Raw genomic sequence first — 25,853 nt, forward strand, 5'->3', positions numbered from 1 at the left:
ACGCACCCGATCCATGATCTAATTCGCCAGGTTCGTCCGCAACAGGTCGGAATGTCCGACCGACACGTCGAAGGAGTGTGCATGCCCGTCACCGCCGACCTCACCAAGCTGGTCGACAAGGCATACCAGGACAAGACCCTCACCGAGATCGTCGACGCTCCGGTGTCCGCCCTCGCCGGGGTCAGCGACGGCGACGCCAAGCTACTCAAGGACGCCTTCAACATCACCACCGTCGGCGATCTCGGCCGAAACCCGTACTTCCGCACCGCCAACGCCCTGGTCGCCCTCACCGGCGGCAAGTAGCACCCGCGCGGATGCCCGGTGGACCGGATACCTTCCAGGCCGCCGGGCATCGGCTTGTTCTGCCTTCCGTCCCTGCTGCCGTCCGTGATGGCTCGCGGGGCTGGTTTCGGCGGTTGCGGGGCAGGGGCAATGATCGGAGCCGAAGACAAACCCCCTGTTGGAGGGACGGCTCTCGTGGAAGTTACCGGCTTCTTCACCGCGATCATCATCGGTCTGGTCATCGGCGCGCTCGGCCGCCTGGTGGTGCCGGGCAAGCAGAACATCCCGATCTGGCTGACCCTGCTCATCGGCGTGGTCGCCGCGATCCTCGGCACCCTCGTCGCCGGCGCCCTCGGCGTCGATGACACCGCCGGCATCGACTGGATCGAACTGGCCATCCAGGTCGTCTTCGCCGCGATCGGCGTCGCCATCGCCGCCGGCGCCTACGGCCGCCGCCGCGTTCACTGACCGCCACCGTCCATCCCGCCGGCCCAGCCCTTCGGGGCGGGCCGGCGGCGTGCTGCCGGCACGGGAAGCACCTGCGGCAGCGGCCCGCGACGGCGCTGGTGGCGAACCTGGGTATCGCGGTCAGCAAGTTCGTCGCCGCGGGCATCACCGGATCGGCGTCGATGCTCGCCGCGGGCGTGCACTCCGTCGCGGACTCCACCAACCAGGCGCTGCTGCTCGTCGGCGGCAAACGGGCTCGACGTGCTCACCGATTTCCCCAAGTCAGGCTGCCCGCCACGGTGATCCTCGTTCGCTGGCGGAAGGAACCCGGCTCTCCGTGATCACGATCGGTATCGACCCGCACAAGTCCTCCTTGACCGCTGTCGCCCTCGACGAGACCGGTCACCTGCTGGCGACCAGGCGGATCACCGTCAACGCCGCCGCATACAAGACGCTGACCGCCCTGGGCCGCCGGCTGGCCGCAACGCCGCTTCGATGTCGAAGGCGCCGCCGGGCTGGGGCGGGGTATCGCGCAACTGCTGGCCGCCGCCGGCGAACACGTCGTCGACGTCCCAGCCACCCTGGCCGCTTCGAGCTCGGCTGCTGGACACTGGCGGCACCCGCTGAACCGACGCCGCAGACGCCACCAGCGTCGCTCACGCTGCCATGCGGCACCAGCGGTTGCGCCACGTCGTGGCCGAGGAACATCACACCGGCTGCGGTTGCTCTCCGAACGGCGCGACGACCTGGCTCGCGAACGCGTCCGCCTGCTCAACCGGCTTCACGTGCTGCTACGTAATCTGATCCCCGGTGGCGCGACGCTGGACCTTACCGCAGACAAGGCCGCCGGGCTGCTGCGCAACACCCGGCCGCTCACCGCCACCAACAGCTGCCGCCGCGACCTGGCCCGTGACCTGATTGCGGACCTACGCCACCTGGACCGACGCCTGCACGCCAACCAGGCCCAGATCCGGCAGGTCCTGAGCGAGACGCACTCCACCATCACCGAAATCCGCGGCGTCGGGCACATCATCGCCGCCAAGATCCTCGGTCACGTCGGTGACGTCACCCGTTTCCCGACGGCCGATCACTTCGCCAGCTACGCCGGCACCTCACCACTCGAGGCCTCCAGCGGCGAACGCCGCCGCCACCGGCTCAACCCCACAGGCAACCGGCAACTCAACACCGCTCTGCACACCATTGCGCTCGTCCAAGCCCGCAACGAAGGCCCCGGCCGCGCTTACTACCAGCGCAAACTCGCCGAAGGGAAAACGCCAGCCGAAGCCCGACGCGCGCGCTCAAACGACGCCTCACCAACGTCCTCTACCGACACATCATCAAAGATCAACTCGCCCTCACCGCGGGCAGGGGTTGACACACAGAGGCGCTCTTGAGCCTCTCCCCGCCCTGGAGCGACGACCGGGCTACGCAGGCCAAATGAGAGCCACACGACCAGCGTGGGCAGCCGAAATGAGAGCGACAAGCCGGGCACCTCGACCGAAGCCTGGCCGGGCCGCGGTCGCAGGTCAATGAAACAAGTAGCCGATGTGCGGGCGCCGGCCGACGATCGGTCAGCCGAGGCGGTGGGCTCGGCGTTGGAGGTATCGCTGCTCGACCTGATTGTGGGTTAGGGCGGCTGCTTCGCGGTACAAGGCCGCCGCGCCGGCCGTGTTACCGGTCATCTCAAGCAGATGTGCGCGGATCGCGCGTTCACGTTGCCGGGTCAGCGGTTCCTCGTCCAGGTGGTAGCCCCGGTTGAGGTCGTCGAGCAGGGCCAGCGCCCGGGCTGGCCCGTACGCGTGCGCGACTGCGACCACCCGGCTCAGCCGTACCGGCGCGGTCGGACTGAGCCGTTCCAGTCCCAGGTACAGCGCCGCGATCTGGGGCCAGTCCGTCCGGTCCGGCGCCGCAGCCGCAGCATGCACGGCCGCGATCGCCGCCTGCAGCTGGTACGCGCCGACCTGGCGCCGCCGCCAGACGCTGTCGATAAGCTCCGTGCCCTCGCGGATCAGCTCGGGATCCCACCGTGTCCGGTCCTGCTCGTCCAGCGGCACCAGTTCGTCGCCGTCGGTACGGGCAGCGCGCCGCGACTCGGTGAGCAGCATCAGGGCGAGCAGCCCGGTCACCTCGGGGTCGTCCGGCAGGGAGGCGCGGAGCACGCGGGTCAGCCGGATCGCCTCGCGGGTCAGGTCCACGCGGGTGAGTGCGTCTCCGGTGGAGGCGGTGTAGCCCTCGTTGAAGATCAGGTAGAGCACCTGCATGACAGCGTTCATCCGGCTGTCGCGGTCGGCGTCGGTCGGCGGGGTGAACCGGGCGCCGGCGCGGGCCAGTTGCTGCTTGGCGCGGCTGATCCGGGCACCCATGGTGTTCTCGGTCGTCCCGTGCGCGTGTGCGATCTCCGCCGTTGTCAGGCCGCCGACCGCGCGCAGCGTGAGCGCCACCTGGGAGGTGGGGCTCAGCGCGGGGTGACAGCAAAGCAGCAGAAGCGTGAGACTGTCGTCGGTCTCCAGCGCAGGGCCCGCCTGGCGGGTCGGGTCCCGCATCGCCAGCTCGCTCATCCCGGCGCGCCGCTCACGGCGGCGTCGGGCCTGGTCGGTACGGAGCAGGTCGACCATCCGCCGATACCCGATCCGGATCAGCCAGCTGCGCGGGTTCTCCGGCACACCGTCCGTCGGCCACACCCGGCTCGCGACGAGCAGTGCCTCCTGTACTGCGTCCTCGGCGATATCGAAGCGGCCGAAGCGCCGCACCAGCGCGCCGAGAACCTGCGGCGCCTCGGTGCGCAGCAGGTGCTCGACGTCCGGCGTCACGCCGGTACTGCCGTTCGGGGTCATGCCGCGAAGTCCGCGCCCATTATCGGCCGGATCTCCATCGGCTCGCCCAGAACCTCGACCATCCGCGAGACGATCTCGACGGCGCGCTCCTGGTTGTCCACGTCGATCACCGCAAAGCTGGCCAGGACCTCCTTGAGCTCGACGAATGGGCCGTCGGTGGCCACCACGCCGGTCGGGGTCTTGCGGACCGTGGTGCTGACCGCCGGGTGACCGAGTCCCTCGCTGCTGACGAACTCGCCGGTCTCGATCAGCTCCTGTTCGAACCGCTGGTACGCGGCGAACGCGGCCAGCGCCTCCTCGGACGGGGTGTCGGCGGTCGCGGCGTCCCAGGCGGCGGCCGGCGTGTAGCTGAGCAGCAGATACTTCATGATCATCCTTGTGTTCGCGGGGCTTGGGTCACGCTACGCCGATCAGCTCGAACGGCGCAGGGAGAGGGCGACGACCGTCGTCCAGGTGAAGGCGACCAGGCCGTTCACGGCGATCTGGATGCTCACGTGGCTCGGCGACATCGGCGTCAGCAGGATGAGCGCGGCGAGGCCGCTCAGCGCCGCCGGCAGGGCGGCCCGACGGCGGACGTACCGGATGGTCAGCACGATGGCGGCGACGGCCAGCGCGGTGAAGGCGATGGCCGCCGCCGCCGAGTGCGCGATGCTGTGCCAGGACATCTCGTCGACGGGCCCGTCAGGGGTCCCTACCGGGAAGCCGTACTCCGGATCCATCGTGAACACCCCGGCCGCGACGAGCCCGGCACCGAAGATCCCGATGAAGATCGGCAGCACACGCCGGCCGGTGCCCTCGGTGAGCGTACGCCGGACGCCGACGGCGAGGGCGATCCCGCCGAGGCCGGCGAGCACGAACGTGGTGATCTGGATCCAGCCGAGACTTCCGGTGGCCAACTGGCTGATCGGGTGCCGCGTGATGTCGTAGCCCTCCCGCGTGAGCATCTGCGTCACGGCCGCGGCGAAGAAGACCGGTCCGGCGAGGCTGCCGGCGAGGAGCAGGCGGTCGGACGAGCGGCGGGCAGCGGGAACGGTGGCCATGACTTCCTCCTTGGTGGGTACTTGCCGCTACCTCGTGGTCGCATCGCGAACTTTGACGTTCTACAGCGTGAGCTGGATCACGCAACGTCGAAGTCAAGGCCCGGACGTCGCCTCCGAGGTGCCGACGAACACCTACCGAGGAGGACACGATGTCTGAGAACACCCAGCCGAGCGCCGAACTGACCGCTCTGGACCGTCTGGTCGGCACATGGTCGGTGACCGGCGGCGCCGAGGGGACCGTGCGGTACGAGTGGATGGCCGGCCGATTCTTCCTGCTCCAGCACGTCGAACTGAGCCAGTTCGGCCAACCCGTCACCGGTCTGGAGGTCATCGGCAATCTGCACCCGTTCGGCGAACCGGTCGGCGCGGACGTGGTGTCGCGGTTCTACGACACGGCCGGCAACACCTTCGACTACGTCTACGAACTCGTCGGCGACAAGCTGACCATCTGGGCCGGTGCGAAAGGCAGCCCCGCCTACTACGAGGGCACATTCAGCACCGACGACACCACGGTCACCGGCGAATGGACCTACCCCGGCGGAGGCGGCTACGCCTCCACCATGATTCGGCTCTGAGCACGGAAAGCCACATCGACCCGAACGGCCGGAGCGCAGTGTCTCATCGATGAGACACTGCGCTCCGGCCGTGTCGTCCTACCATTGCGGACCTCACGGCCCGAACACTGGTGCACCTGGCCCGGACGTCCGGATGTCTGCCGCGAGTCGCTCGCAACGCAGCGTCACATGCAGCTCGGTGACCGGATGGGGCGTGTGGATCTAACGGCTCTGTCTCACATCCACACGCCCGGTGCGGCAGATCAGGACGGCTGGGGTGTCACTCCGCGAGCCGATGGATATCAGGGGAGGCGGGAATCGGAATCACGTAGTGCGTGCCGTTGCGGTGCCCGCAGGCCGAGGGTTCGGCTGGTTCCCGGCCGGCTGGTGCCATCCGGAGCGCCTCCCGACGCGAAGCCGGACTCGAGAGGTCCAAAGACTCGGCCATGCGTGCACGCTAGTCGGAGTGCCCGCTCATCGGCACGATCGCGCTGGATGCTGCCGTCCTTGGTCACGTTCTGTGACGCCCGGTCGGCGGCGTGACAGTGAGTCGTCGTGCTGCTTACCAGCATCGTCCGAAGCCTTTCCGGTATCGCGTTCAGGCGCATCGCTGAGCTGGTCGGAGGGAGACCGCTCGGCATTACGCGTTTGGACGTGTCGCTCGATGGCATGATGCAGCTGTGCTGTGCCCGCGGCGTTCCCGTCATGACCGCGTGACGGCGCTGTTGGAAACCTGCACGGATGGTGAACTGGCGGCATTGTTGCAGGCCGCGTCACCCACAGGCGTAGGTGTGGGCGGTGGCTCTTCGATCGCCGACGTCGATGGCGTGCCCGTGTTCGTCAAGCGGGTCCCCATCACCGACCGGGAACTGGCTCATCCGCACAGCACGGCGAACCTTTTCGACCTGCCCGCCCGATGGCAGTACGGCATGTACCGCCTGGCCGGACCGGGCTTCGGCGCGTGGCGCGAGCTGGCCGCAAACCAGATCGTCACCGAGGGCGTCCTCGCCGGCGAGACGGAATCGTTCCCGTTGCTGCACCACTGGCGGGTGCTGCCCGGTCGCCCGCCGGCCGCGGCCGAGCACCTCGACATCGACGCCGTCGTCGCACAGTTCGGTGACAACCAGGCCGTACGTGCCCGGCTCGAAGCGCTGGCGGACGCCACCGCGAGCCTGGTGCTGTTCCTCGAACATCTCCCCGACGGACTGCCTCGCTGGCTGAGCGACGCGGTCGGCAGAGCCGCAACGGTCGAGCGGCAGCTATTCGAGATGGTGGCGTTCCTGCGTAACCGCAAGCTGCTGCACCTGGACGGGCACTTCGGCAACATCCGGGCCGACGACGCCCGGCTCTACCTCGTCGACTTCGGCCTCGCCACCTCACCGCACTTCGACCTGTCCGACGCCGAGCACGACTTCGCTACCCGCAACGCCGATCACGATGCCGACTACGCTTCCATGCGACTGGTGAACTGGCTGGTCACCGCCGTATGCGGTAAGCCCGTACCGGCCGGCAGCCGTCCCGTCGCCCGCAACCAGTTCGTACGCCGGTGCGCGGCCGGTGAGATCCCACCAGACCTGCCGCCGCCCGTTGGGGAGATCATCGCCAGACATGCCCCCGCCGCCGCCCGGATGAACGACTTCTGCACGCGCTTGTTCAACGGCGACCTTAACGCCCAGTATCCCGGCAACGAGATCACCACGGGTCAGGCCGGTTGAGTACGGCAACTACGCACTCGCATCGGCACATCCGGGACGCCCCTCGGGACACCGACGGTCACGCTACACAACGCGTCACCTGCGGCAGATCAGGATGCCTGACGCACCTGACCGCCCTGCGCCTGCGATCTGGCCGGCGCGTTCAGATGCTGTGTGCTGCGGCGTAGAGCACGTACCACAGCGCCGCACTCAGGGCGCCGCTTGAGATGGCTGCGGTAAGCAGCGTCGGCCACACGCGCCAGAGGCGGTGCGCCGTGCCCAGCCAGGCCAGGACGACGATCGGAAGCACGATCTTGACGAGTTCCCCGACCACAACGCCGCGGAAGAATTCTGCTTGGTACGGGTCGGACACTGTCAACAGCTGCCAGGGCGGTGCCAGCATCACGGCCTGCCAGCCCTCGCCAGAGAGAAGGCCGCATACCGCCCCCGCAGCAAGCGCCGAGGTCGACACGTTGCCGACTCGCACGATATGGCCGAGCAGCCCGAGCACCGGTCCCCCGACGAGGGACCCGGTCAGCCACAGCACCGTCATCATGGCAACCGAACGCAGCCCCAGCAGGTCGGCCGACGTGCCGTCCTCCAGGGTGCCCCCACTCCACCGACGACTGACCACCAGCACAAGCAGGTAATAGAGCAGCGTGGCCAGCACCAATAGCGCGGTTGCACCGCCAACCGCTCGTTTCGCCGTGGCAGCAGAACGGCCGGCCAGGAACGCCGCCAAGCCCCAAGCGAAACCGCTGCTGGTCAGCGCGATCAAGACCTGCCCCACACCGCCCGCAACGGAGTCGGCCGCGAACGCGAGCAGGCCCAGCGCGACAGCGGCAGCCGCGACCATCGCCGCATGGCTACGACAGGATCCCCCAACAGCAACGTCGGTCACGCCCACCTCCTCCCAGGGGCGCCGACGTTACCAAGATCCAGCATTGCCGCGGTTCATCCCGGCACCGAAGGAAGCATCATCATCTCGGCTACGTCCGGACGGAACCCGGGCCGGCTCAGAGGCTGTCGGGTAACTGGTACGGTCCGGTGGGTTATGGCGAGGCGCGTCGATGTGAGGTGCTCGACAAATAGATCATCCCCGCCATGATCTTGATGTGTGTGCAACAAAGATCGCGGCGGGGATGACGCCCGCTCATGCTATCCGTCGAGTCTGACCGATGCGATGTGGGCGGTCCTCGCGCCGCTGATGCCGGCGCGTGATCTGCGTAAAGGCGGCCGGCCTCGGGTCTACGACGATCGACTGGTCCTGGACTCGATCTTCTACGTGCTGCGGTCGGGTTGCCCGTGGCGGATGATGCCGCGTGATCTGGCGCCTGCGGATGCGGCGCATCGCTGGTTTACGACGTGGCGGAAGAACGGGACGTGGGACCGGGTTCACGATGAGCTTCGCCGTCGGGTACGAGTCGCAGCCGGTCGGGAGCCGGAGCCGACCGCCGCCGTGCTGGACGCCCAGTCGATCAAGTCGAGTGAAGGCGGCGAGTCTCGTGGTTTCGACATGGGTAAGAAGACCACCGGTCGCAAGCGGCACCTGGTCGTCGACACGATGGGGCTGATTCTGGTCGTGGTGGTCACCTCCGCTTCCGTCAACGACCGTCCCGGTGGCCGGCGGATCCTCGCGCGGCTGGCCGAGGCGTTCTCCACCATCGCCCTCGTGTGGGCCGACGGCGGCTACGCCAACAGCATCGACTCCAGCCTCTTGAGCTGGGCGAAGACCCAACTCGGCGTCCTGCTGGAGATCGTCAGACGCACCGACGACATCAAAGGCTTCAAGGTCCTACCGCGCCGATGGGTGGTGGAGAGGACGCTCGGATGGCTGGTCCGCAACCGGCGCCTGGCCCGCGACTACGAACGACTGACCGCCAACTCGGAGGCCATGATCAAGGTTGCGATGATTCGACTCATGACAATACGTCTGGCCGGTCAAGAGATCAGGTGGAGCAACGCAACCCACCGCGAAGCCGCCCGACGCATCAATGCCGAACGAATATCACGACGTAGTCATTCAGTTACCCGACAGCCTCTCAGCGGGACGCTGCGTAGCGCGCGGCTCGCAGCATGTGCGGACGACTCGTCGACTACGAGGGAGGCCCATTTCGTCGGCATGGTCGACACCACGCTGATCGTCGACTGACACTGTGCGGATGGAAGCAGATGCCGCCAAGCACCGTGAGTCGCAACCTGTGGGTTCGGCAGTGCCGGGCTGGACATATGGCCGAGGTGGGCGCCTCATCTTCACTGGGGATTCAGGTATCCCGGATCCGCCGCTTCCCGGGGCGCTGCGTGGCACCGTGGGCAACTCGCTGGTGGGCACCACCGTCGGCCTGGTGATCTGCCTGACGGCTGTCGGCTTCGGGTGGGCAGAGCATGCGGGCGTAGCCGCCCTGGCCGCTACTGGGATACCTCAAGTCCGCCGGGGATACCGGCTACGAGTGGCGCTCCTTTTTCTGGTCACGACTACGGCCTGCCTGGTAGTTGGCATCGTTGCCGGAGGCGGACTGCGGGCGCCGTGGGACTTGTTCTTCCCGCTGGCCTTCGCCCTGTCCGTCGGCAGCCTCGCGGGGACGACTGCCGCCTACTTACCGTGGCGGACTCGTTAACACTGAGAATCAGGAGCAGCAGCCTCGAACCCCGAACCCGGACATCCGCTGTCGCCACCGCCGCGCTCGATCCGCGGCATGAGCGTGGACGTCCGCCTGAGGTAGCTTCTGCGGATGCCTCATGATCCGTTGCAGGACATGCCCGCCGAATCTCGCGCGGAGCTGACGGCGGCTGTCTGCGCTGCCATCGACATCGATGCGGCTACTGCGGAGGACATCATCCGCTCGACCGAGCCTTTTTGGGATGCGATGGAACGAGCCGGTGGCCTCGTGGACTCGTGGGGTGGCGGCGAGTTCTGTTACGTCCTGCCGAGGGTCTTGTCGTTCATCCGGCAGACCGCCAATCCGTAGCGCAACCGGTGATCCTTCGGCCCGTTACCGGCGCGACCGGACGGCACCTGACTTAAGCGATCGCGACGCTGCGCGACGCGCGGTTCGCGGCAGAACAGCCACGCCATCGATGGCAGCCAGACGTAAATGATCCGCAGATCAAGAATTATACCGAATTGGGCAGGTTCCATCGCTCCCAGAGGGCGACGTAGGGAGCCTTGGGGGCGCCCACATATGCGCAGTTGAACGCCGCCAAGTCGCATCCAACCTCAGCTTTGCCCTGAGGGATCCACCATGAGTCGACGCCGTGGGAATCAATCTCCAAGTACAGCGCCCACCTATAGGAGACCATCCCAGGCGGTGCTGCGTCCTCGAGGTGATGAGTGAAGAAGTGTAGCTTCCGGAAGTCCTCCAGCGCTGGGCCGCTGGGCCACGCGCGACGCTTTCGGTGCCCGGCTCGCTTCACTCCAATGGCGAGGAAGTTGCCGCGAGGGTTCCCCCGCTCATGGATGATTAGATCGGGGCTGATCTTAGCCTCAGCCATCATCTTCGGACTTCGTCCGGTGCCGATGCGTTCGTACTCAAAATCGATAACCGCACCTTCGCCGAAGGTCAATGTGACGCCGGACTGGCATGTATAGCCATTCTTCCCACTATTGCGCGCTCAGTGCTACGGGGCGACTGAGGGCGCTCAGGCTTCCCGCTCGGCTCGATGATAAGCGATGGACTTTCGCCGTAGAGTTGCCTCATGACCTCGATCATGAAAGCACCGTACTCATACGGCAGTTCGTTCACGGGGTCAGCCTTTTCGGTGTGCTCTGCATGTGCGACCGGCACCAATCGTAACGACTCGCGAACGTCGGTCGCCACACTCTCATCGGCATGAGCGTGCGCCGGTGATGGCAGTCTCGAACCGCGTCGTGCAGGCACCGCACGTGAACGGTTCGTGGGCGAAGCCGCTCGACCAACACCCTGCCGCGCCGGTCACCGGCGGCTGCTACACCGGCCGCTGCGGTTCATCGCGTAGCCGGCACCGACCTGGTCCAAACCCGATGGACACCCCCGGTACGAGCCGGCAGCCCGGCTCGTGCCGGCCCAAACCCAACCCGCACGGTCTTCAACCGCACCGTGTCAAGCGCCCTCCACTACCCGGCGCCCGGGACAGGACAACCGGGCGGAAATCAGATGCCACACCACACCACCGCCACCACTGGCCACTACCCCCACCCCATGATGCAGCCCCCGACCCGCCAAGCCGTGAACCCAGGTCAACGCCCACCGACCACACCCGCAGCGACAACCGCCAAGAAGATCCACAGCAATGGCCACAGTGGACGGAGCCCGACGACCCGCCGACGCGCACGTCCACCATGATCCAGACCAGGCGACACGCGAACGCACTGGTCAGCACGCACGAGCACGAACCGCCACTCAGACGGCACGCGAACTTTGGAGCACCAACGGAGCACCAAGCTCCCACATGCTGGAAGATCACGGCACATGGCGGGAAAGAGTCAAGGCCGCAACCAACGTTTCCGCTGGTCACGGCCTTGATCGTGTGGCGCGCCCGAAGGGACTCGAACCCCTAACCTTCTGATCCGTAGTCAGATGCTCTATCCGTTGAGCTACGGGCGCTGGTGCTCGGCCAGTCTACACACCCGGCCTTCGCGCGGAGACTCCGGGATTCGAACCCGGGAGGGGCTTTAAGACCCCAACCGCATTAGCAGTGCGGCGCCATAGACCAGACTAGGCGAAGTCTCCCAGGTGGCCCGCAGACCACCGCGCCCGAGGATACAGGCCGCGCCCGGCCCGGAGCAAAGCGACTACCGGAACGAGTTGCACGCAGGGATCACGGACGGCTCCCGCTGTGCGTTGGTGTGATCAGGACTACGCTCCATCGACATGCAGGAGCAGCCGTCCAGCGAGCAGAACCGCCGTGAGCCTGCTGAGGGAGCCCGCCGACGCTCCGCGAAGGCGACCTTCACGCCACCCCCGGCCCCGGCACCGCCGTCTCCGGAGGAGCAGGACGACTCTGCCGGGTCCCGTCCTCGGCGGTCGAAGGCGGCACCTGGCGTGCTCTTTCAGCCGCCACCGACGCCGGAGCAGCCGCTGCCGCGCCAGTCCCCACCGGCCGCGTCCAGGACTGCGGGTATGCCGGTGGCGCCGTTCAGCGGTGAAACCGGGGCGGCGGGCCGGAGTGAGCGCGCGACTTCACCCGGCCGGAGTGAGCGTACGGCCTCACCCGGTCGGAGCGAGCGCACGGCTTCGCGCTCCACCGGGGAGGTCGGGGAAACGACGTCGGTACCCGCGTCGCGTCGCCGTGCTGCCGCCGGTCGGCCGGCGGCAGCAGGTCCGGACTCCACTGGAACGGACATGACTCCGCCTGACGCCCGACCCACTCGGCGGAAGTCGGCCGCGCGCGAGGCATCGCCACAGCAGGTTGGATCTGCCGACCCCGGTATCGGCATCGGAGGCCCGGCTACCGACGCCTCAGCCAGCGATACCACGAAGACGGACAGCGTAACCACCGACAGCGACACCACGAAGACGGACAGCGAAACCACCGACGGCGGGATTGCCGACGGCGGAACGACCGCCCGGAACACCGGATCCCCCTCATTCGAGGCTGGACCCGAACCGGCGACCCCCCGCCCGGGAGCCAAGCCGGCCGCCGAGCAGATGGGCGGCGCAGCGGCCGGCCCCGCAGCGGCCGGTGCCGAAAGGGCACCGGCACGGAAAGCAGCCAGGACGACGACGGCAGCGCAGAAGAGGGTTCGGGCGCGCGACGAGAGGGGACCCGAGCCGACCAGCGAGGCGACCGACGCCGCAAAGGCGACGAGGAAGGCCACGCGGCGGACGGCAACCGGCGCGGCCACCGTCCCGGGCGAGGCTGCTCCGACGGCACCGACGACCGAGACGGCGGCCCCTACCAAGGCAGCACCGGTCAAGGCAGCACCGGTCAAGGCAGCACCGGTCAAGGCAACCCGGAAGGCCACTAAAAGAACTCCCCGTAAGGCGGCCACCAGCGAAGCGGTCAGCGGCCACCCGACCACCAGCGAGACGACAGCCACCAGCGAGACGACAGCCACCAACGAGACGACAGCGACCAACGAGACGACAGCCACCAACGAGACGACAGCGACCAACGAGACGACAGCGACCAGCGGTGAGACGGCGCCCACGAGCGGACCGGTCACCCGCGGGACAACCACCAGCGGCCAGGTCACCGGCGAGACAACCACCAGCGGCACGACCGCCGACAGAGCGGTTGACGAGCCGAGGTCCGGAGGGCCGGGCAGTGCCGGCGTGGTGTCGGCGGCCGGGGCCGCAGCGTTCGGCGACGGCAGCGGACGCGACATTTCTGGGCGTACGCCGGAATCGAAGCTGGGGGTGCTCGTGGTGCGGGTCGTCGATCACCCGGGCTTCGCTCCGGAGCTGCTGGCCCTGACCGCGGTGGAGGTCCTCGGACCCGGCGCGGCCGAGTGGGTCCGGCGGCTGCGGGAGTTGTACCCGGGGGCGCGGGCGGAGGGGCTGGCCCGGCTGGCCACCCGGCGCTTCGTCCGGCAGGCCGGTGCCGGTGGGGCGACGGCCGCGCTGACCGGCGTCTTCGCGCCGGTGGTCGAACTGGCGGCGGTGCTCTGGTCGCAGGCGAACCTGGTGTTGCACCTGGCGGCGGCGTACGGCCATGATCCGGCTCACCCGGATCGGGCGGCGGAGCTGCTGATGCTGACCCAGGTCCACCCGGACCTGGCGAGCGCGGGGGCGGCGGTGGCGGCGGCGCGGGCGGCGCAGGGGCCGGAGGAGGAGCCCGGACTCCGCGCGGTCGAGGCGGCCTGGCGACTGGCGGCCCCGCTGGCCGCGCAGGCGGGTGGCTGGCTGGCGCTGCGGCTGGTGTCCCGGCTGCTGCCGGGTACGGCGGCGTTGACCGCGGCGGCCGGCAACTCGGCGGGAGCCGAACGCCTGGCCGCCCGCACCGCCACCCTCTACCGCCCACCCCGCCGTCCCACCCGGACTAACCAGCAGCCCCACTGACAGGAGCGGTTGACCAAGGAGTTCGCGCCACGAAACACCGGTCTGACAGACGCAAACCTCTTGATCGACGTGACGGTCCTGAGCGGGTGTGGGAACCGGGTCAGAGCCAGGTGAACCAGTCGCGGGGAAGCAGGGCGTAGCCGAGGAAGGCGACGATGTCGAGCAGGGCGTGGGCCACGATCAGTGGCATCACCCGGCGGGTGCGCAGGTAGAAGAGGCTGAACACCACCCCCATCACCGCGTTGCCGAGGAACGCCCCGAACCCCTGGTAGAGGTGATACGAGGCGCGTAGCAGCGCACTCGTCGCGATGATCGTGCCGACCCGCCAGTGGAGCTGGCGCAGCCGGGTCATCAGGTAGCCGACCACGATCACCTCTTCCAGGATGCTGTTCTGGAACGCGGCGAGGATCAGCACCGGCACCGTCCACCAGAGGTCGGGCAGGGCGGCCGGCACCAGGGTGGCGTTGATGCCGAGTTGGGCGGCCGCCCAGAACAACGCCAGCCCGGGGAGTCCGATCAGCGCCGCGAGCCCGGCGCCCCGGGCCAGGTCGGAGCCGGGTCGTCCGGCGTCCAGGCCGAGGGTCCGTACCGGATCGCCGGGGTCCCTCGCCAGCAGGTGTACGGCGAGCAGCACCGGCAGCAGCGCGAAGACGATGCCGAGCAGCTGGTATGTCAGGTCCAGGTAGGGGCGGGCCGACGCGGAGGTGTTCAACGCGGCGGTCTGCCGCGACAGGCCACCCTCGGCGGTCAACTTCGCGATGATCGACACGACGGCGTAGACGGCCGACTGGCCGAGGGAGAGGCCGAGTACCAGCATCGTCTCGACGCCGAGCGTGCGGCGGGACACCGGGCGGGTGAGCTCAACGGTCACCGAACCACTCTGCCCGACCGAAAGCGCTGCTGGTGACACCCGCCCACCGGCGAGCAGCCCTCACGATGCGATCGCACATTCTGTGCGACCTTCATACACGCTCCGTGGACATTCTGTCTGGGCCCGATCCGCCGTCAGAAGAAGGAGCGCCCCCGGTGGACAACTTCGCGCGGCTGCTGAAGGAGAGCTGGACCCTGGTCGAGGAGGACCGGGTCCGGCTGAGCGGTCACTTCTACGCCCGGCTCTTCCTCCTCGACCCCGAGTTGCGCAAGCTCTTCCCAGTGCAGATGACCGGTCAGGGCGACCGGCTGCTCGAAGCGATAATCGCAGCGATCCACACGGTGGACGACCCGGAGGGCTTCGACGAGTTCCTCCGCGCGCTCGGCCGGGACCACCGCAAGTACCACGTCGAGGCGGCCCACTACGACACGATGGGCGTCGCGCTGCTGGACGCGTTGCGCAGCATCGCCGGCGACGGCTGGAACCTGGAGTACGACCAGGCATGGCGGGATGCGTACGCGGCGATTGCCGAGAAGATGCTGGCCGGGGCGGCGGCGGACGACGACCCGCCGTTCTGGCATGCCGAGGTGCTGACCCACAAGCGATACGGTCCGGACACCGCAGTCCTCACCTGCCGGGCATTGCAGCACCCGTTGACCTGGCGGGCGGGTCAGTACGTCAGCGTGGAGGCGCCGCGCCACCATCCCCGGGTGTGGCGGACGTACTCGATCGCCAATGCGCCGAACGATGACAACGTGCTGGAGTTCCACGTGCGTACGCCGACCGACGCCGCTGGCTGGGTATCCGGCGCGCTGGTCCGTCGGACCGGGCCGGGCGACCTGCTGCGGGTGGCCGCGCCGATGGGGTCGATGACGGTCGACCGCTCGTCGGAGCGGGACATCCTCTGCGTCGCCGGTGGCGTCGGACTGGCCCCGATCAAGGCACTCGTCGAGGAGTTGGCCGGTTACAACCGGGCCCGTTGGGTGCACGTCTTCTACGGTGCCCGGACGGAGGCGGACCTCTACGGTCTGGACCGGCTGCGGGAGTTGGTGGCCGCCCACCCGTGGCTGTCGGTGACTCCGGCGTGCAGTGACGACCCGGACTTCGACGGCGAGCAGGGCGACATCTCCGACGTGGTGGCCCGATACGGACCCTGGACGACGCACGACTGTTTCGTCTCCGGATCGGCGCCGATGGTGCGCGCCACGCTCCGGGTGCTGGCCGCCGACGACGTACCGCCGCAGCGGACCCGGTACGACACCTTCGGCAACCTGTAGAGCTTTCCTCCCCCCGAACCGGGGCGCGTGCCCCTGCCCCCTGGGGCACGCGCCCCGGTCCCCCGATCGGGCGGACCGGCACCGCCCCGCGCCACCTCGCCCGTCCGGCCGTCTTTCCCACCCGGACGGGCGGGGTCGCGCACCCTGCCCGGCCGGTACGGCTATTCGTTTCAGTAGCGCCACGGGTGGCCGGATTCGCGGTACTCCTCGATCGGCACCAGCGGCACTCCGGGTGCCATCCGGTCGACGTAGAGCCGGCCTTCCAGGTGGTCGATCTCGTGCGCGACGAGCCGGGCCATGCCGAACTCGAAGGACGTGATGATCCGACCTCCGTCGAACTGCGCGTGTTCGACATCCAGTCGCAGCGGTCGCGGCACCAGTCCGCGATGGTCGAAGAAGGAGAGGCAGCCTTCGTACTGTTCGTCGGTGTGTGGTGCGGCGTCGACCACCCGGGGGTTGAGCAGCACGACCGGCTCGGCGGTGCGGTCCGGCGGGCGGACCACCGTGGCGGCTCGGTCGATGTCGAGCTGGGGGGCGGCGATTCCCACCCCCTTGGTGAAGGGGTGCAGTTCGTCCAGCCGGGCCAGTGCGGTGATCAGCCGGTCGACGATCTCCCGGGCGAGCGGTTCCTCGCGCGGCAGGTCGAACGGGCGGGCCGGCTGGCGCAGCAGATCAGCGCCGCGCTGCACGATGCCGAGCCCACGCATCCGGTCCGACGGTCGGACGCGCCCACCGTCCGCCTCGGGCTCCGGCTGGGCCCTGAATCGCCACTGCAACCGGTAGCGGGCGTTGAGCGGCGGCTCGTCGGTCGCCCAGTCGAAAATCGCCCGGTCGCCCTCGTCGCGGCGGGTCACCGCCGTCCGCAGCGGGCCCTCCTCCGCCGAGAGCGAGGTCTCCGCGCCCCAGACCTGCGGATCCAGGGCCACCGGCAGGTCCAGGCGTACGGCGAGATGCCGGGTCGGTACGCGGACAGCCCGCTGGAACCACGGCCCCCACTTGTCCCGCCCGACGGTGTACGCGTACTCGATGGTGGCGCGGCGGCCGGGATAGAGCGGGAAGCGGCGTTCGCCGTTCTCGAAGAGCAGCCAGATCTCCTTGAACGCGTCCCGGTCGTGCTTGGCACGCCAGTGCATGGTCTCCCGCTCGCCGAACTCCTCGCGGCACGCGACCAGTTGCAGCTCGGCGAAGCTGAGCGGGTGTTCCCGGTGGTGGCGGTTGGAGCGGCCCGGGTCGCTGGGGTAGCGGTCCACGGCCACGCGGATCAGGTATCGGGTGACCGGCTCCACACCGGCGTTGTACAGCTCACGCCGGATGACGCAGCGGTAGGCGTCGTCGGTGTGGGTGAGGACGGCCGTCTCACGTTCGACGATCAGACCCGTGCCGGGAGGCATCCACTGGCCGGGCAGGCCGGCTTCCCGGTAGCTGCGGTCGCTGCGGGCGTGGCGAAGGTCGTCGTACTCCCGGAAGCGCTGCCAGATCGCGCCGCTGGCCTCCAGGACGGCCTCGGCGCGACGGGCGAAGTCCTCCGTCGGTCGGTGCCGGCGTCCCTCGACGTGACTGACGTACGAGGGGTCGAAGCCCATCAGGGTCGCCAGCTGTTTCTTGGACAGCCCCCGCTCCGTCCGGTGCCGGGCGAGTTCGGCGGCGAAGGAGTCGGCAGCCCGATCGAGCGGTGAGGTCGTCATCAGCTTCCTCGTGGCCGGGAGTACCAAGTTTCACGTTGTGTCGCCGGCCGCACACACATCTGGCACCTAGTCGACAGGAGCCTTGACTGATGAGCGATTCCTACCGATACTGCCCCGAGTCTCCAGGCCAACACGTTGAGTAGTTTTCACCCCGCCGACGACCCGGGTCGCCCGCCCTCACCCCACCGTCGGGTTCCCCTGCGCCCGAAAGTGTGGTTAGGCTAGCCTTAGTACGACCATGGACGCTTCGGATCGAGTGGGTCAGGTGACGCGGGGGTGGATCAGGTGACAGCGGTGCTGCCCCTCCGGGATCCGGCCACCACACCCCTGGCTCCGGTCACCGCGACCTTGCGGGCCATGTTCGGCACCGACGACCTTCCCGGTCTGGCCCCGGGCCTGCTGGTCGCCGACGAGGCCGGTTGGGCCCCGGCGACCACCCTGACTGGTACGCGCCTGCCGGAGCTGCTCGAATCGGCGGTCCGGCTCTGGGGTGGCACCCCACACGCCTCCGCCGCGCTCGCCTGGAAGGCGTACAGCTACTGGGCGTCGCTGCCGGTGGTGCTCGGCTGGGCCACCGCTCGGCGAGTGCCGCTGCTCGACCACACCGAGGCGCTGATTCATTTCGCCGATCGGCGTGCCCTGGTGACCGTGGGCCTACGTGAGTCGATCCCGGTCGCGGTGCTGCCCAACGATCCGCTGGCGCTCGCCGGGCTGCCCCAGGTCCGAGTGGTGGCCGACGAACGGGAGCTGCTCGCCGCACTGCGCGCCACGCTGCTGGACGGGCACCTGTCGCCGGTGGTCTCCGCGATCCAGGGCGAGGTCCGCATCGGCGCCCGCACCCTCCTCGGTTCGGTGGCGTCCGGCATCGCCCACGGGCTGCTGCGGGCCGCCGACGGCTTGCCCGGTTCCGCGGTCGAGGCGATCGACACGCTGCTCGACGCGCTCGGCCTGGCCGACCTGGTGGAGCTGGTGCCCGGCCCGAACGGCGAGCCGACCGTGCAGCGCCGCACCTGCTGCCTGGCCTTCACTCTGCCCCAGCCGAAGGTCTGCCAGGGCTGCTGCATCCGCAGCTGAGTCGGCCCGTCGCTCATCCCGTCAGCGGGCGCGCATCCCAGATCCAGACGCCACCGGTGTACTCGGGCTCGACGCCGGTCAGCTCGGTCATCCCCGTACGCAGGGCGTCGGCATGCTCGTGCGGCCCGAGGACGACCACGCCGGCCCGCCAGTACCGCAGGTCCTCCACGGCCTCCCGCCGGGTCCGCTCGCTGATCGGCGGCACCTCGCCGGTGCGTCGGATGGTGCCGAAGAAGCTGCTGGTGGGGCGCGGGGGCGCGGAGAACAGGGCGACCCGGTCCCGGCCCGGCCGGGTGTCCGGGCCGAGGAAGTAGCCACGAGCGATAGGCATCTCCTGCCGGGTACGGGCGGACCAGCGCAACGGCTCGGCGTACTCGGTGTCGGGCAGCGGCAGGGTCACCACGCTGCGTCCACCGGTCAGGTAGGGACGCCAGGCACCGGAGGTGACGAACTCGGGCACCGGTTCGAGCCGTTTCGTCGGCAGTGGGGTGGGCAGCACCGGCACCAACGCCATCGCCAGTCCGGTCGCCGCGGCGAAACGGAGCTGCGACCGGCGGTCCGGATGCCGGGCCGTCAACTCGCGGACCTTCGCCGCGCCGTACGCCAGAATCAGCCCGATGATCGGGGTGATGGCCAGCGCCCAGCGGGTCGGCACCACCGAGTGCAGCACCGGCAGATCCTCCAACAGGGCCCACGGCCCGGGTACCCCGGTTCCGCGACGGTCGAAGCGGATCTCCCGGCCGAGCGAGAGCACCGCGAAGAGCAGCCCGAGCACGGCCAGTCCGAGCACCACGGTGCCGTGCCGCAGCCACCACACCAGCGCCACCACGAGGATCACCAGCGGCCAGCCGAAGAAGGCGTTCTCCTCGGTCGGGTTCTTGGCCAGTCCGGCGGCGCTGCGGGCGTCACCGGCCAGCGACTCGCGGGAGTAGGCGAAGAACGAGGCCAGGTCCGTGGAGTAGCCCCGGATCAGCCAGGGCAGCCCGTGGTAGGCGGCGGGACCGAAGAACTGCATGTACAGCGGGTAGGCCAGCAGCACGGCGGAGACCACGGCGGCCGTCGCGAGCCCGGCGACGAACGGCCGGACCCGGGCCCGCAGCTCGGGCCGGCCGATCACCATCGCGACGATCACCACGGCGAGGCCGATCGCGGTCATCAGCAGGATCTCCAGATTCAGGAACGCCTGCCAGACGATCACCAGGGCCAGCAGCAGACCGTTGCGCAGCCAACGCCCAGGGTCGGCGAGCCGCAGGGTACGCCAGATGATCAGCGGCACCACGTACTGCGACACGATGTTCGGATGCGCGTTGGCGTGCGAGACCATGGCTGGCGCGTACGCGCAGAACGTGGCGCCCAGCCAGGCCGGCCCGCGCGCACCGGGCAGCACCACGCGGGAGAGCAGGAAGTACCAGGCGGTGGCGGTGGCGATCATGCCGAGGGTGAGAAAGAGCAGGAACGCGGCCCGGGTACCGAAGAGCAGGGTTATCGGCGTCATTGGTAGCGATACGGACAAAACCGATGTGTTCGCCATCAGGTTGACCGATTCTGGCACATTCATCCGGTCCGACGAGAACGGATAGGCCAATTCCGTGACCACCCGGGCACCGTGCGCGAGCATCCATTCGAATTGCGCCATGTCGGTCGGATTGTCGCGAATGCCGTCGCCCGGATTCAGCCACATCCGTCCGGTGATCCAGAAGCCGAATGCGGCGAAACTCGCCACCGCGACGGCGTCCTTCCACCACCCCGAGCCGCCCTTGCCACGCAGGCGTCTCGGCCGGACCGCAGCGCTCCCCGCCTCGGACTGCGCGTCAGGTCGGCCCGAATCGGGAGTAGTCATAACAATTCATAGCGTAGTCGGCACATGTGGTCAGGGTGCAGGGTTCAGGGCACTGGCGTAGTATCGGTGAGGTTCTCTGGCCACCACCGATCGTGCACCCCAACCCCCGACCGCTAATTTCGGCCATCACGGGCCCCGATATCCCCGCCGTCCGGGCGGATGGTTCACTCAGTCGGTCCCGGCACGGGTCGAGTCGTATCGTGAGGAATCGACGCATGGCAGAAATCACTGGGGATCAGCGCGTGCAGTCCGAGGTCCTGGAGGGCCTCGCCACGGCGGTCAATCACCGGCGCTGGTTCGTCGAGCTGGCCGTGCCCTACCTGGGCGACAACCCCATCGAGATCGGTAGCGGCCTCGGCGACTACGCCCTGGAGTGGAGCGAGAACTTCCCCCGGTTCACCGCCACCGAGGCCGACCCGGACCGCCTGGTGGCCCTCAAGGAGCGCCTGGCCGACCGTCCCTCGATCGAGGTACGCCAGATGCTGCTGCCCAACTCCGAACAGGGCGACTACAGCGCCGCGGTCTCGTACAACGTGCTGGAGCACATCGAGGACCACGTCGGCGCGTTGCGCAGCATGGGCCAACTGGTCCGGCCCGGCGGAGCCGTCGTCATCATCGTGCCGGCGTTCCAGTTCGCGATGAGCCCCGCGGACATCGCCACCGGCCACGTCCGCCGGTACACGAAGAAGACCCTGGCCGACGCGATGACCGAGGCGGGCCTGCGGGTGGAGAAGATCCACTACGCGAACGCGCTCGGCCTGATCGGCTACTTCATGGCCACCAAGGTCTTCCGCCTGATGCCGAAGGAGGGCCCGATGGTGAAGGTCTACGACACCGTGGTCCTCCCCGCCACCAAGGCCGCCGAGCAACTGGTCCGCCCACCCTTCGGCCAGTCCGTCTTCGCCGTAGCCCGCACCCCCTCCTAAACCCACCCCGGGCCCGGCCCGACGCTGCGTCCCGACGTCGAGTCCCGTTGATCGTGAGGTTAGCGGCGAGTTCGATCTCGGAAAGTGCCGCTAACCTCATGATCAACACGGGGTGGGGGAAGTCAGCCGGTGATTTGGTAGGTGGGGCGGGTGGTGGCGCGGGCCAGAGTGTGGAACGCCAGGTTGAAGCCGACGTAGGCGGGGGTCGCCTCCGGGGTGACATCGAGACGTTCGACGTCGAGGGCGTGCACCGCGAAGACGTACCGGTGCGGACGGTCACCGGGCGGCGGCGCGGCACCGCCGAAACCGTGCTCTCCGTAGTCGTTGCGTACGGTGAACGCGCCCTTCAGGTCCTTCTCGGCCGCGCCGCGTGGCAGCTCCGTCACGTCGGCAGGCAGGTTGACCAGCACCCAGTGCCAGAAACCACTGCCGGTCGGCGCGTCCGGGTCGAAACAGGTCACCACGAAGCCCTTGGTCTCCGCCGGAAAGCCCGACCAGGCCAGATGCGGCGAGACGTTGTCGCCGCCGGTGCTGCCGTGAGCGTGAGCCGCGTCCATCGGCTCACCGTTCCGCACATCGTCACTGGTCAGCGTGAAGGCGGCGACGGTAGGCAGCAGCTCGTACGGGTCCGGAGCGATGGGACGTTCCAGGGTCATCGACACAGGTCCTTCCGGTGGAAGTGGTGTTCTGCGTCCCTTTCATACCCTGTGACGCGCTGACATTCGACAGAACCGGCCCCAAGTCCGCCGTAACCGAGAGCGCCTCACGGCGGTTGTCACCCTGCAACAACTAGCGAAGGAGTCTCTTGGCCGGGGTCTGGCGCGACTTCATCACCGCCGTCATCGATGCCGTGCGCCGACGTGACGAGGCGGCGCTCAGCGACGAACGCCGCCGGGCACTGGACCGGCTCGCCGACGAGAAGATCCGGGAGGAACAGCAGAAGCGCCCGCCGGAGAGCACCTGAGGCGGGTGACAGTCACGTCGACTGCGCCGCCTCGTCGGCTACCGTCGCCCACTCCCGCTCCCACGCCTCCATCACCGGCCCCGCCCACTCCCGATCCGGGCAGCCGGACGGCTCGCATACCTCGCACTGACCGTCGCGATGGCGGCTCAGGACGACGCCCGCCGCCAGTGCCACCTCCCGCATCCCCACCTCGTCATACATGGACGTCACGGGATACACCCAGCGATTCCGGCCACCAGCATGACTAGAACGACGCCGGCGGCGATCCAGCCGGCAACGAGTTGGCTACGTGCGACGGGTTGAGGTGAGGCCGGAATCGGGTAGCGATCGCCGTCCGGGATAGGTGGCCGGCCACCATAGATCGGATGCGTACCGTCGGGTCCGCGCTTGTCTCGCATCGGTGCCTCCGCAGCGGCAGGAGGGGGTGCCGGTGCGGAGGTGGAAGGGGGACCACCTCCGCACCGGCCGGGGCCTCGCTAGCCGACGAGCAGCCCCGATGGAGCGAACTTAGGTTACTTAGCAACCTCAGTCAACACAGGCGTCATAGTGCGCGTGTTGGGCTGGCAACCTGAAAGGGCCGACGAGAGGTGGCCCGCCATGAACCACCGCCGCAAGCCGCTGTACGAACAGGTCGTGGACGACATCACCACATCGATCCAGGCCGGGACACTCAAGCCCGGCGACAAACTGCCGTCGATCGCCCAGCTCACCGTCCAGTACGGCATCTCCAACACGATGATCAAATTCGCTCTGCGAATCCTGGGCGAACGCGGCCTGATCGAGACCCACCAGGGCAAGGGAAGCTTCGTAGCGTCTCCGCCGCAGTGAGGACGCCGAACTTGCCGCTCCCAGCGACAGGGTCGCCCTACAGCGGCCGGACTCCCGGACAGACATAGCCACCGGGTCAGGTGCGCTGCCAGTAAGCGCGGAGGGTGTGGGATTCGAACCCACGAAGACATTGCTGCCTTACCGGTTTTCAAGACCAGCGCCATCGGCCACTAGGCGAACCCTCCCGGACCACGCGGTGCGCGGCCGTGCCTAGTCTGCCACGCCGCGTACGCCAGCGAGCGGCCGAGCTATCCGGTGCGTCGTGGCCACAGTCTTACCCCATCCCGGCTCGCCGGCGTGGAGTCGGCCCGGGATGGGGTAAGACTGTGGCCATGCGAGCGATCACCATTGCGGAGCCCGGCGGACCTGACGTGCTGAGCTGGAGCGAGGTGCCGGACCCGCAGCCGGGTCCGGGTGAGGTGGTCGTGGACGTGCGGGCCACGGCGGTGAACCGGGCCGACCTGTTGCAGCGGCAGGGGCACTATCCGCCTCCGCCGGGCGCGCCCGCGTACCCCGGGTTGGAATGCTCGGGGGTGGTGAGCGCGACCGGTCCCGACGTGGCCGGTGTTCGGGTGGGTGACCAGGTCTGCGCGCTGCTGGCCGGCGGCGGGTACGCCGAACGGGTGGCCGTACCCGCCGGTCAGCTGCTGCCGGTGCCGGCCGGCGTCGATCTGGTCGACGCGGCCGGGTTGCCGGAGGTGGCCTGCACGGTGTGGTCGAACGTGGTGCAGGTGGCCCGTCTGACGGCGGGAGAGACGTTGCTGGTGCACGGCGGGGGCAGCGGGATCGGCACGTTCGCGATCCAGCTCGGGGCCGCGCTCGGCGCGACAGTGGTGGCGACCGCCCGGGCCACCAAGCACGAGCGGCTGCGTGAGCTGGGCGCCGATCTGCTTGTCGACTACCGGGAGCAGGACTTCGTCGAGGAGGTCCGGCGGGTCACCGGCGGCCGGGGCGCGGATGTCGTCCTGGACATCATGGGCGCGTCGTACCTGGGCCGGAACGTGGCCGCTCTGGCCGCCGACGGGCGGCTGGTGGTGATCGGCATGCAGGGCGGTCGCAAGGGTGAGTTGGATCTGGGTGCGCTGTTGGCCAAGCGCGGCACGGTCGCGGCCACCGCGCTGCGTTCCCGGCCGCTGGCGCAGAAGGCCGCGATCGTACGCGGGGTACGCGAGCAGGTCTGGCCGCTGGTCGAGGCGGACCGGGTGCGGCCCGTGATCGACCGACGGCTGCCGATCACCGACGCGGCGCAGGCCCACCGGATGGTCGAGTCCAACGAGCACGTCGGTAAGGTGCTGCTCACCGTCGACTGAACCTGCTCAAGCCGGCCACCGACACTGGCCGGGACGCTAGCCGGGTAGCACGAGCCGGGCCCCCGGGCCCTCACCACCCAGATTGTCCTCCGGGTTGTAGAGCGTGCAGCGGCGCAGCGACAGGCAGCCGCAACCGATGCAGGCGTCCAGGTCGTCGCGGAGGCGGCTCATCAGCCGGATCTTCTCGTCCAGTCTGGCCCGCCAGGTCGTGGAGAGCTCGGCCCAGTCGTCGGCGGTGGGGGTACGGGCGGCGGGCAGCGAGTCGAGCGCGGCGCGGATCTCCTCAAGTGAGATGCCGACCTGCTGGGCGATCCGGATGAACGCCACCCGACGCAGCTCGCTGCGGTGGTAGCGGCGCTGGTTGCCGCTGGTCCGTTCGGCCCGGATGAGCCCCAGCCGCTCGTAGTAGCGCAGGGCGGACTGCGCCACACCGCTGCGGGCGGAGAGTTGGCCGATGGTCAATGCTTCCTGCATCACGTCGCCTTGAGTTGAACCTCGCTTCAACTTGCAGGCTATCCGTATGACCACACTCGCCACCACGGCCCGGGTCGCCGAGGCCGCCGCGCCCCTCGACGGGCGCGATCCGGTCGCACCGCTGCTGGAGCGCGTTCGCGCCGGCCGGCAGTTCGGTGCGAATGTCCTGTCGACCCTCGACGTGCTCCAGGTGCTCTACGACCGGGTGCTGCGGATCACCCCGGCGACCGTCGACGACCCCGATCGCGACCGTTTCCTGCTCTCCAAGGGTCACGCGGTGGCCGGCTACTACGCGCTGCTCGCCGCGAAGGGCTTCATCCCGGCCGACTGGCTGGACGACCAGGGCGGGCCGGCGAGTCGGCTCGGCGATCACCCCGACCGCACCCTGATCCCCGGCGTGGAGATCGGCTCGGGTTCGCTGGGACACGGCCTGGGGCTGGGCGTCGGTACCGCCCTCGGGCTGCGCGCCCAGGGCCGGCTCGAACCCCGGGTGTACGTGCTGCTCGGCGACGCCGAACTCGACGAGGGCTCCAACCACGAGGCGATCGCGTACGCCGGGGCGGTCGGTCTGGGCAACCTGACCGCCATCGTGGTGGACAACGCCTCCGCCACGCACGGCTGGCCGGGCGGAGTGGCCACCCGGTTCACGGTCAACGGATGGACCGCCGCGACGGTCGACGGTCGGGACCGGGACGCCCTCCACCCGACGCTGACCGGACACCACGGTCACCGGCCACACGCCGTCGTGGCGATCGTCAGGGACGGTGAGTGAT

The 25,853-nt window shown here is 69.0% G+C and carries 26 protein-coding genes, 3 tRNA genes and 2 pseudogenes; 17 read left to right on the plus strand and 14 right to left on the minus strand.

Annotation, left to right across the window (positions count from 1 at the left end):
• Positions 1-81: 81 nt before the first annotated feature.
• The 4 genes and pseudogenes from O7601_RS06050 to O7601_RS06065 all read left to right on the plus strand — a co-directional run bounded on the left by O7601_RS06050 (position 82) and on the right by O7601_RS06065 (position 2,123).
• Positions 82-303, plus strand: coding sequence for a hypothetical protein (locus O7601_RS06050; RefSeq protein WP_120732857.1), 222 nt, complete (start codon positions 82-84; stop codon positions 301-303).
• Positions 304-477: 174 nt separating this feature from the next.
• Positions 478-750, plus strand: a complete 273-nt coding sequence (locus tag O7601_RS06055; RefSeq protein WP_164449697.1) for a GlsB/YeaQ/YmgE family stress response membrane protein — start codon at positions 478-480, stop codon at positions 748-750.
• Between the two features lie 71 nt (positions 751-821).
• A pseudogene (locus O7601_RS06060) lies at positions 822-995 on the plus strand (cation transporter); the annotation flags it as partial.
• Positions 996-1,451: 456 nt separating this feature from the next.
• A complete protein-coding gene (locus tag O7601_RS06065; RefSeq protein WP_281565247.1) occupies positions 1,452-2,123 on the plus strand; it encodes a transposase in 672 nt (223 codons plus the stop codon).
• 177 nt (positions 2,124-2,300) lie between these two features.
• Here the strand turns inward: O7601_RS06065 and O7601_RS06070 are convergent, their stop codons facing one another.
• The 3 genes from O7601_RS06070 to O7601_RS06080 are packed head-to-tail and all read right to left on the minus strand — an operon-like array spanning position 2,301 to position 4,603.
• Positions 2,301-3,563, minus strand: coding sequence for a sigma-70 family RNA polymerase sigma factor (locus O7601_RS06070; protein ID WP_281565248.1), 1,263 nt, complete (start codon positions 3,561-3,563; stop codon positions 2,301-2,303).
• On the minus strand, positions 3,560-3,931 hold the full coding sequence (locus O7601_RS06075) for a YciI family protein (RefSeq protein WP_281565249.1): 372 nt from the start codon (positions 3,929-3,931) through the stop codon (positions 3,560-3,562). The genes O7601_RS06070 and O7601_RS06075 overlap by 4 nt, the downstream gene beginning before the upstream one ends.
• Positions 3,932-3,973: 42 nt before the next feature.
• On the minus strand, positions 3,974-4,603 hold the full coding sequence (locus tag O7601_RS06080) for a DUF998 domain-containing protein (RefSeq protein ID WP_281565250.1): 630 nt from the start codon (positions 4,601-4,603) through the stop codon (positions 3,974-3,976).
• A gap of 149 nt (positions 4,604-4,752) precedes the next feature.
• On the opposite strand from O7601_RS06080, the gene O7601_RS06085 reads away from it, so the two are divergent.
• The 3 genes from O7601_RS06085 to O7601_RS06095 all read left to right on the plus strand — a co-directional run bounded on the left by O7601_RS06085 (position 4,753) and on the right by O7601_RS06095 (position 6,872).
• The gene (locus O7601_RS06085) at positions 4,753-5,178 is read left to right on the plus strand and encodes a hypothetical protein (RefSeq protein WP_281565251.1); all 426 of its coding nucleotides are present in this window, start codon (positions 4,753-4,755) and stop codon (positions 5,176-5,178) included.
• A 534-nt stretch (positions 5,179-5,712) separates the two neighbouring features.
• A complete protein-coding gene (locus O7601_RS06090; RefSeq protein ID WP_281565252.1) occupies positions 5,713-5,874 on the plus strand; it encodes a hypothetical protein in 162 nt (53 codons plus the stop codon).
• Complete coding sequence (locus tag O7601_RS06095) at positions 5,871-6,872, plus strand: serine/threonine protein phosphatase (protein ID WP_281565253.1); 1,002 nt, start codon at positions 5,871-5,873, stop codon at positions 6,870-6,872. The genes O7601_RS06090 and O7601_RS06095 overlap by 4 nt, the downstream gene beginning before the upstream one ends.
• Positions 6,873-7,014: 142 nt before the next feature.
• Here O7601_RS06095 and O7601_RS06100 read toward each other — a convergent pair whose 3' ends face one another.
• Positions 7,015-7,752, minus strand: coding sequence for a hypothetical protein (locus O7601_RS06100; RefSeq protein ID WP_281565254.1), 738 nt, complete (start codon positions 7,750-7,752; stop codon positions 7,015-7,017).
• Between the two features lie 216 nt (positions 7,753-7,968).
• Here O7601_RS06100 and O7601_RS06105 point away from each other — a divergent pair.
• Positions 7,969-8,790 (plus strand): annotated as a pseudogene (locus O7601_RS06105) (IS5 family transposase); the annotation flags it as partial.
• A gap of 793 nt (positions 8,791-9,583) precedes the next feature.
• Positions 9,584-9,820, plus strand: a complete 237-nt coding sequence (locus tag O7601_RS06110) for a hypothetical protein (RefSeq protein WP_281565255.1) — start codon at positions 9,584-9,586, stop codon at positions 9,818-9,820.
• 1,538 nt (positions 9,821-11,358) lie between these two features.
• On the opposite strand, the gene O7601_RS06115 is transcribed toward O7601_RS06110, so the two are convergent.
• The 3 genes from O7601_RS06115 to O7601_RS06125 all read right to left on the minus strand — a co-directional run bounded on the left by O7601_RS06115 (position 11,359) and on the right by O7601_RS06125 (position 13,050).
• Positions 11,359-11,434: transfer RNA gene (locus O7601_RS06115), tRNA-Arg, on the minus strand.
• A 35-nt stretch (positions 11,435-11,469) separates the two neighbouring features.
• A tRNA-Ser gene (locus tag O7601_RS06120) sits at positions 11,470-11,560 on the minus strand.
• Positions 11,561-11,880: 320 nt separating this feature from the next.
• Positions 11,881-13,050: a hypothetical protein gene (locus O7601_RS06125; RefSeq protein WP_281565256.1), complete on the minus strand. Its 1,170-nt coding sequence runs from the start codon at positions 13,048-13,050 to the stop codon at positions 11,881-11,883.
• Positions 13,051-13,105: 55 nt separating this feature from the next.
• Between O7601_RS06125 and O7601_RS06130 the strand changes: the two genes are divergently transcribed.
• Positions 13,106-13,831, plus strand: a complete 726-nt coding sequence (locus O7601_RS06130) for a hypothetical protein (RefSeq protein ID WP_281565257.1) — start codon at positions 13,106-13,108, stop codon at positions 13,829-13,831.
• Positions 13,832-13,931: 100 nt separating this feature from the next.
• On the opposite strand, the gene O7601_RS06135 is transcribed toward O7601_RS06130, so the two are convergent.
• Positions 13,932-14,702 (minus strand): CPBP family intramembrane glutamic endopeptidase, encoded by a 771-nt coding sequence (locus O7601_RS06135; protein WP_281565258.1) that lies wholly within the window; start codon positions 14,700-14,702, stop codon positions 13,932-13,934.
• A 155-nt stretch (positions 14,703-14,857) separates the two neighbouring features.
• On the opposite strand from O7601_RS06135, the gene O7601_RS06140 reads away from it, so the two are divergent.
• Positions 14,858-15,979 (plus strand): globin domain-containing protein, encoded by a 1,122-nt coding sequence (locus tag O7601_RS06140; protein ID WP_281565259.1) that lies wholly within the window; start codon positions 14,858-14,860, stop codon positions 15,977-15,979.
• Positions 15,980-16,149: 170 nt separating this feature from the next.
• Here O7601_RS06140 and O7601_RS06145 read toward each other — a convergent pair whose 3' ends face one another.
• Complete coding sequence (locus O7601_RS06145) at positions 16,150-17,664, minus strand: peptide deformylase (RefSeq protein ID WP_281565260.1); 1,515 nt, start codon at positions 17,662-17,664, stop codon at positions 16,150-16,152.
• A gap of 357 nt (positions 17,665-18,021) precedes the next feature.
• Here O7601_RS06145 and O7601_RS06150 point away from each other — a divergent pair, with 357 nt between their 5' ends.
• The gene (locus O7601_RS06150) at positions 18,022-18,738 is read left to right on the plus strand and encodes a hypothetical protein (RefSeq protein WP_281566811.1); all 717 of its coding nucleotides are present in this window, start codon (positions 18,022-18,024) and stop codon (positions 18,736-18,738) included.
• A gap of 13 nt (positions 18,739-18,751) precedes the next feature.
• Here the strand turns inward: O7601_RS06150 and O7601_RS06155 are convergent, their stop codons facing one another.
• Positions 18,752-20,578, minus strand: a complete 1,827-nt coding sequence (locus O7601_RS06155; RefSeq protein ID WP_281565261.1) for a hypothetical protein — start codon at positions 20,576-20,578, stop codon at positions 18,752-18,754.
• A gap of 215 nt (positions 20,579-20,793) precedes the next feature.
• On the opposite strand from O7601_RS06155, the gene O7601_RS06160 reads away from it, so the two are divergent.
• Entirely contained in the window at positions 20,794-21,504 is a 711-nt protein-coding gene (locus tag O7601_RS06160; protein WP_281565262.1) for a class I SAM-dependent methyltransferase, read from the plus strand.
• Between the two features lie 122 nt (positions 21,505-21,626).
• Here the strand turns inward: O7601_RS06160 and O7601_RS06165 are convergent, their stop codons facing one another.
• Positions 21,627-22,160: a YbhB/YbcL family Raf kinase inhibitor-like protein gene (locus tag O7601_RS06165; RefSeq protein ID WP_281565263.1), complete on the minus strand. Its 534-nt coding sequence runs from the start codon at positions 22,158-22,160 to the stop codon at positions 21,627-21,629.
• A 149-nt stretch (positions 22,161-22,309) separates the two neighbouring features.
• Here O7601_RS06165 and O7601_RS06170 point away from each other — a divergent pair, with 149 nt between their 5' ends.
• Positions 22,310-22,468 carry a hypothetical protein gene (locus O7601_RS06170; RefSeq protein ID WP_281565264.1) on the plus strand — a complete coding sequence of 53 codons (159 nt, stop codon included), beginning with the start codon at positions 22,310-22,312 and terminating at the stop codon, positions 22,466-22,468.
• A gap of 12 nt (positions 22,469-22,480) precedes the next feature.
• Here O7601_RS06170 and O7601_RS06175 read toward each other — a convergent pair whose 3' ends face one another.
• The gene (locus O7601_RS06175; protein ID WP_281565265.1) at positions 22,481-22,678 is read right to left on the minus strand and encodes a hypothetical protein; all 198 of its coding nucleotides are present in this window, start codon (positions 22,676-22,678) and stop codon (positions 22,481-22,483) included.
• Between the two features lie 387 nt (positions 22,679-23,065).
• Here O7601_RS06175 and O7601_RS06180 point away from each other — a divergent pair, with 387 nt between their 5' ends.
• Positions 23,066-23,296, plus strand: a complete 231-nt coding sequence (locus tag O7601_RS06180; RefSeq protein WP_204009039.1) for a winged helix-turn-helix domain-containing protein — start codon at positions 23,066-23,068, stop codon at positions 23,294-23,296.
• 98 nt (positions 23,297-23,394) lie between these two features.
• On the opposite strand, the gene O7601_RS06185 is transcribed toward O7601_RS06180, so the two are convergent.
• Positions 23,395-23,481, minus strand: a tRNA-Ser gene (locus tag O7601_RS06185).
• A gap of 147 nt (positions 23,482-23,628) precedes the next feature.
• Between O7601_RS06185 and O7601_RS06190 the strand changes: the two genes are divergently transcribed.
• Positions 23,629-24,606: an NAD(P)H-quinone oxidoreductase gene (locus tag O7601_RS06190; protein WP_281565266.1), complete on the plus strand. Its 978-nt coding sequence runs from the start codon at positions 23,629-23,631 to the stop codon at positions 24,604-24,606.
• Positions 24,607-24,642: 36 nt separating this feature from the next.
• Here the strand turns inward: O7601_RS06190 and soxR are convergent, their stop codons facing one another.
• Positions 24,643-25,080, minus strand: a complete 438-nt coding sequence (gene soxR / locus O7601_RS06195) for a redox-sensitive transcriptional activator SoxR (protein ID WP_281565267.1) — start codon at positions 25,078-25,080, stop codon at positions 24,643-24,645.
• 46 nt (positions 25,081-25,126) lie between these two features.
• Between soxR and O7601_RS06200 the strand changes: the two genes are divergently transcribed.
• Positions 25,127-25,852, plus strand: a complete 726-nt coding sequence (locus O7601_RS06200) for a transketolase (protein WP_281565268.1) — start codon at positions 25,127-25,129, stop codon at positions 25,850-25,852.
• The last annotated feature ends 1 nt before the right edge of the window (position 25,853 follow it).

Source organism: Verrucosispora sp. WMMD573 (assembly GCF_027497175.1).
Lineage (GTDB): Bacteria > Actinomycetota > Actinomycetes > Mycobacteriales > Micromonosporaceae > Micromonospora.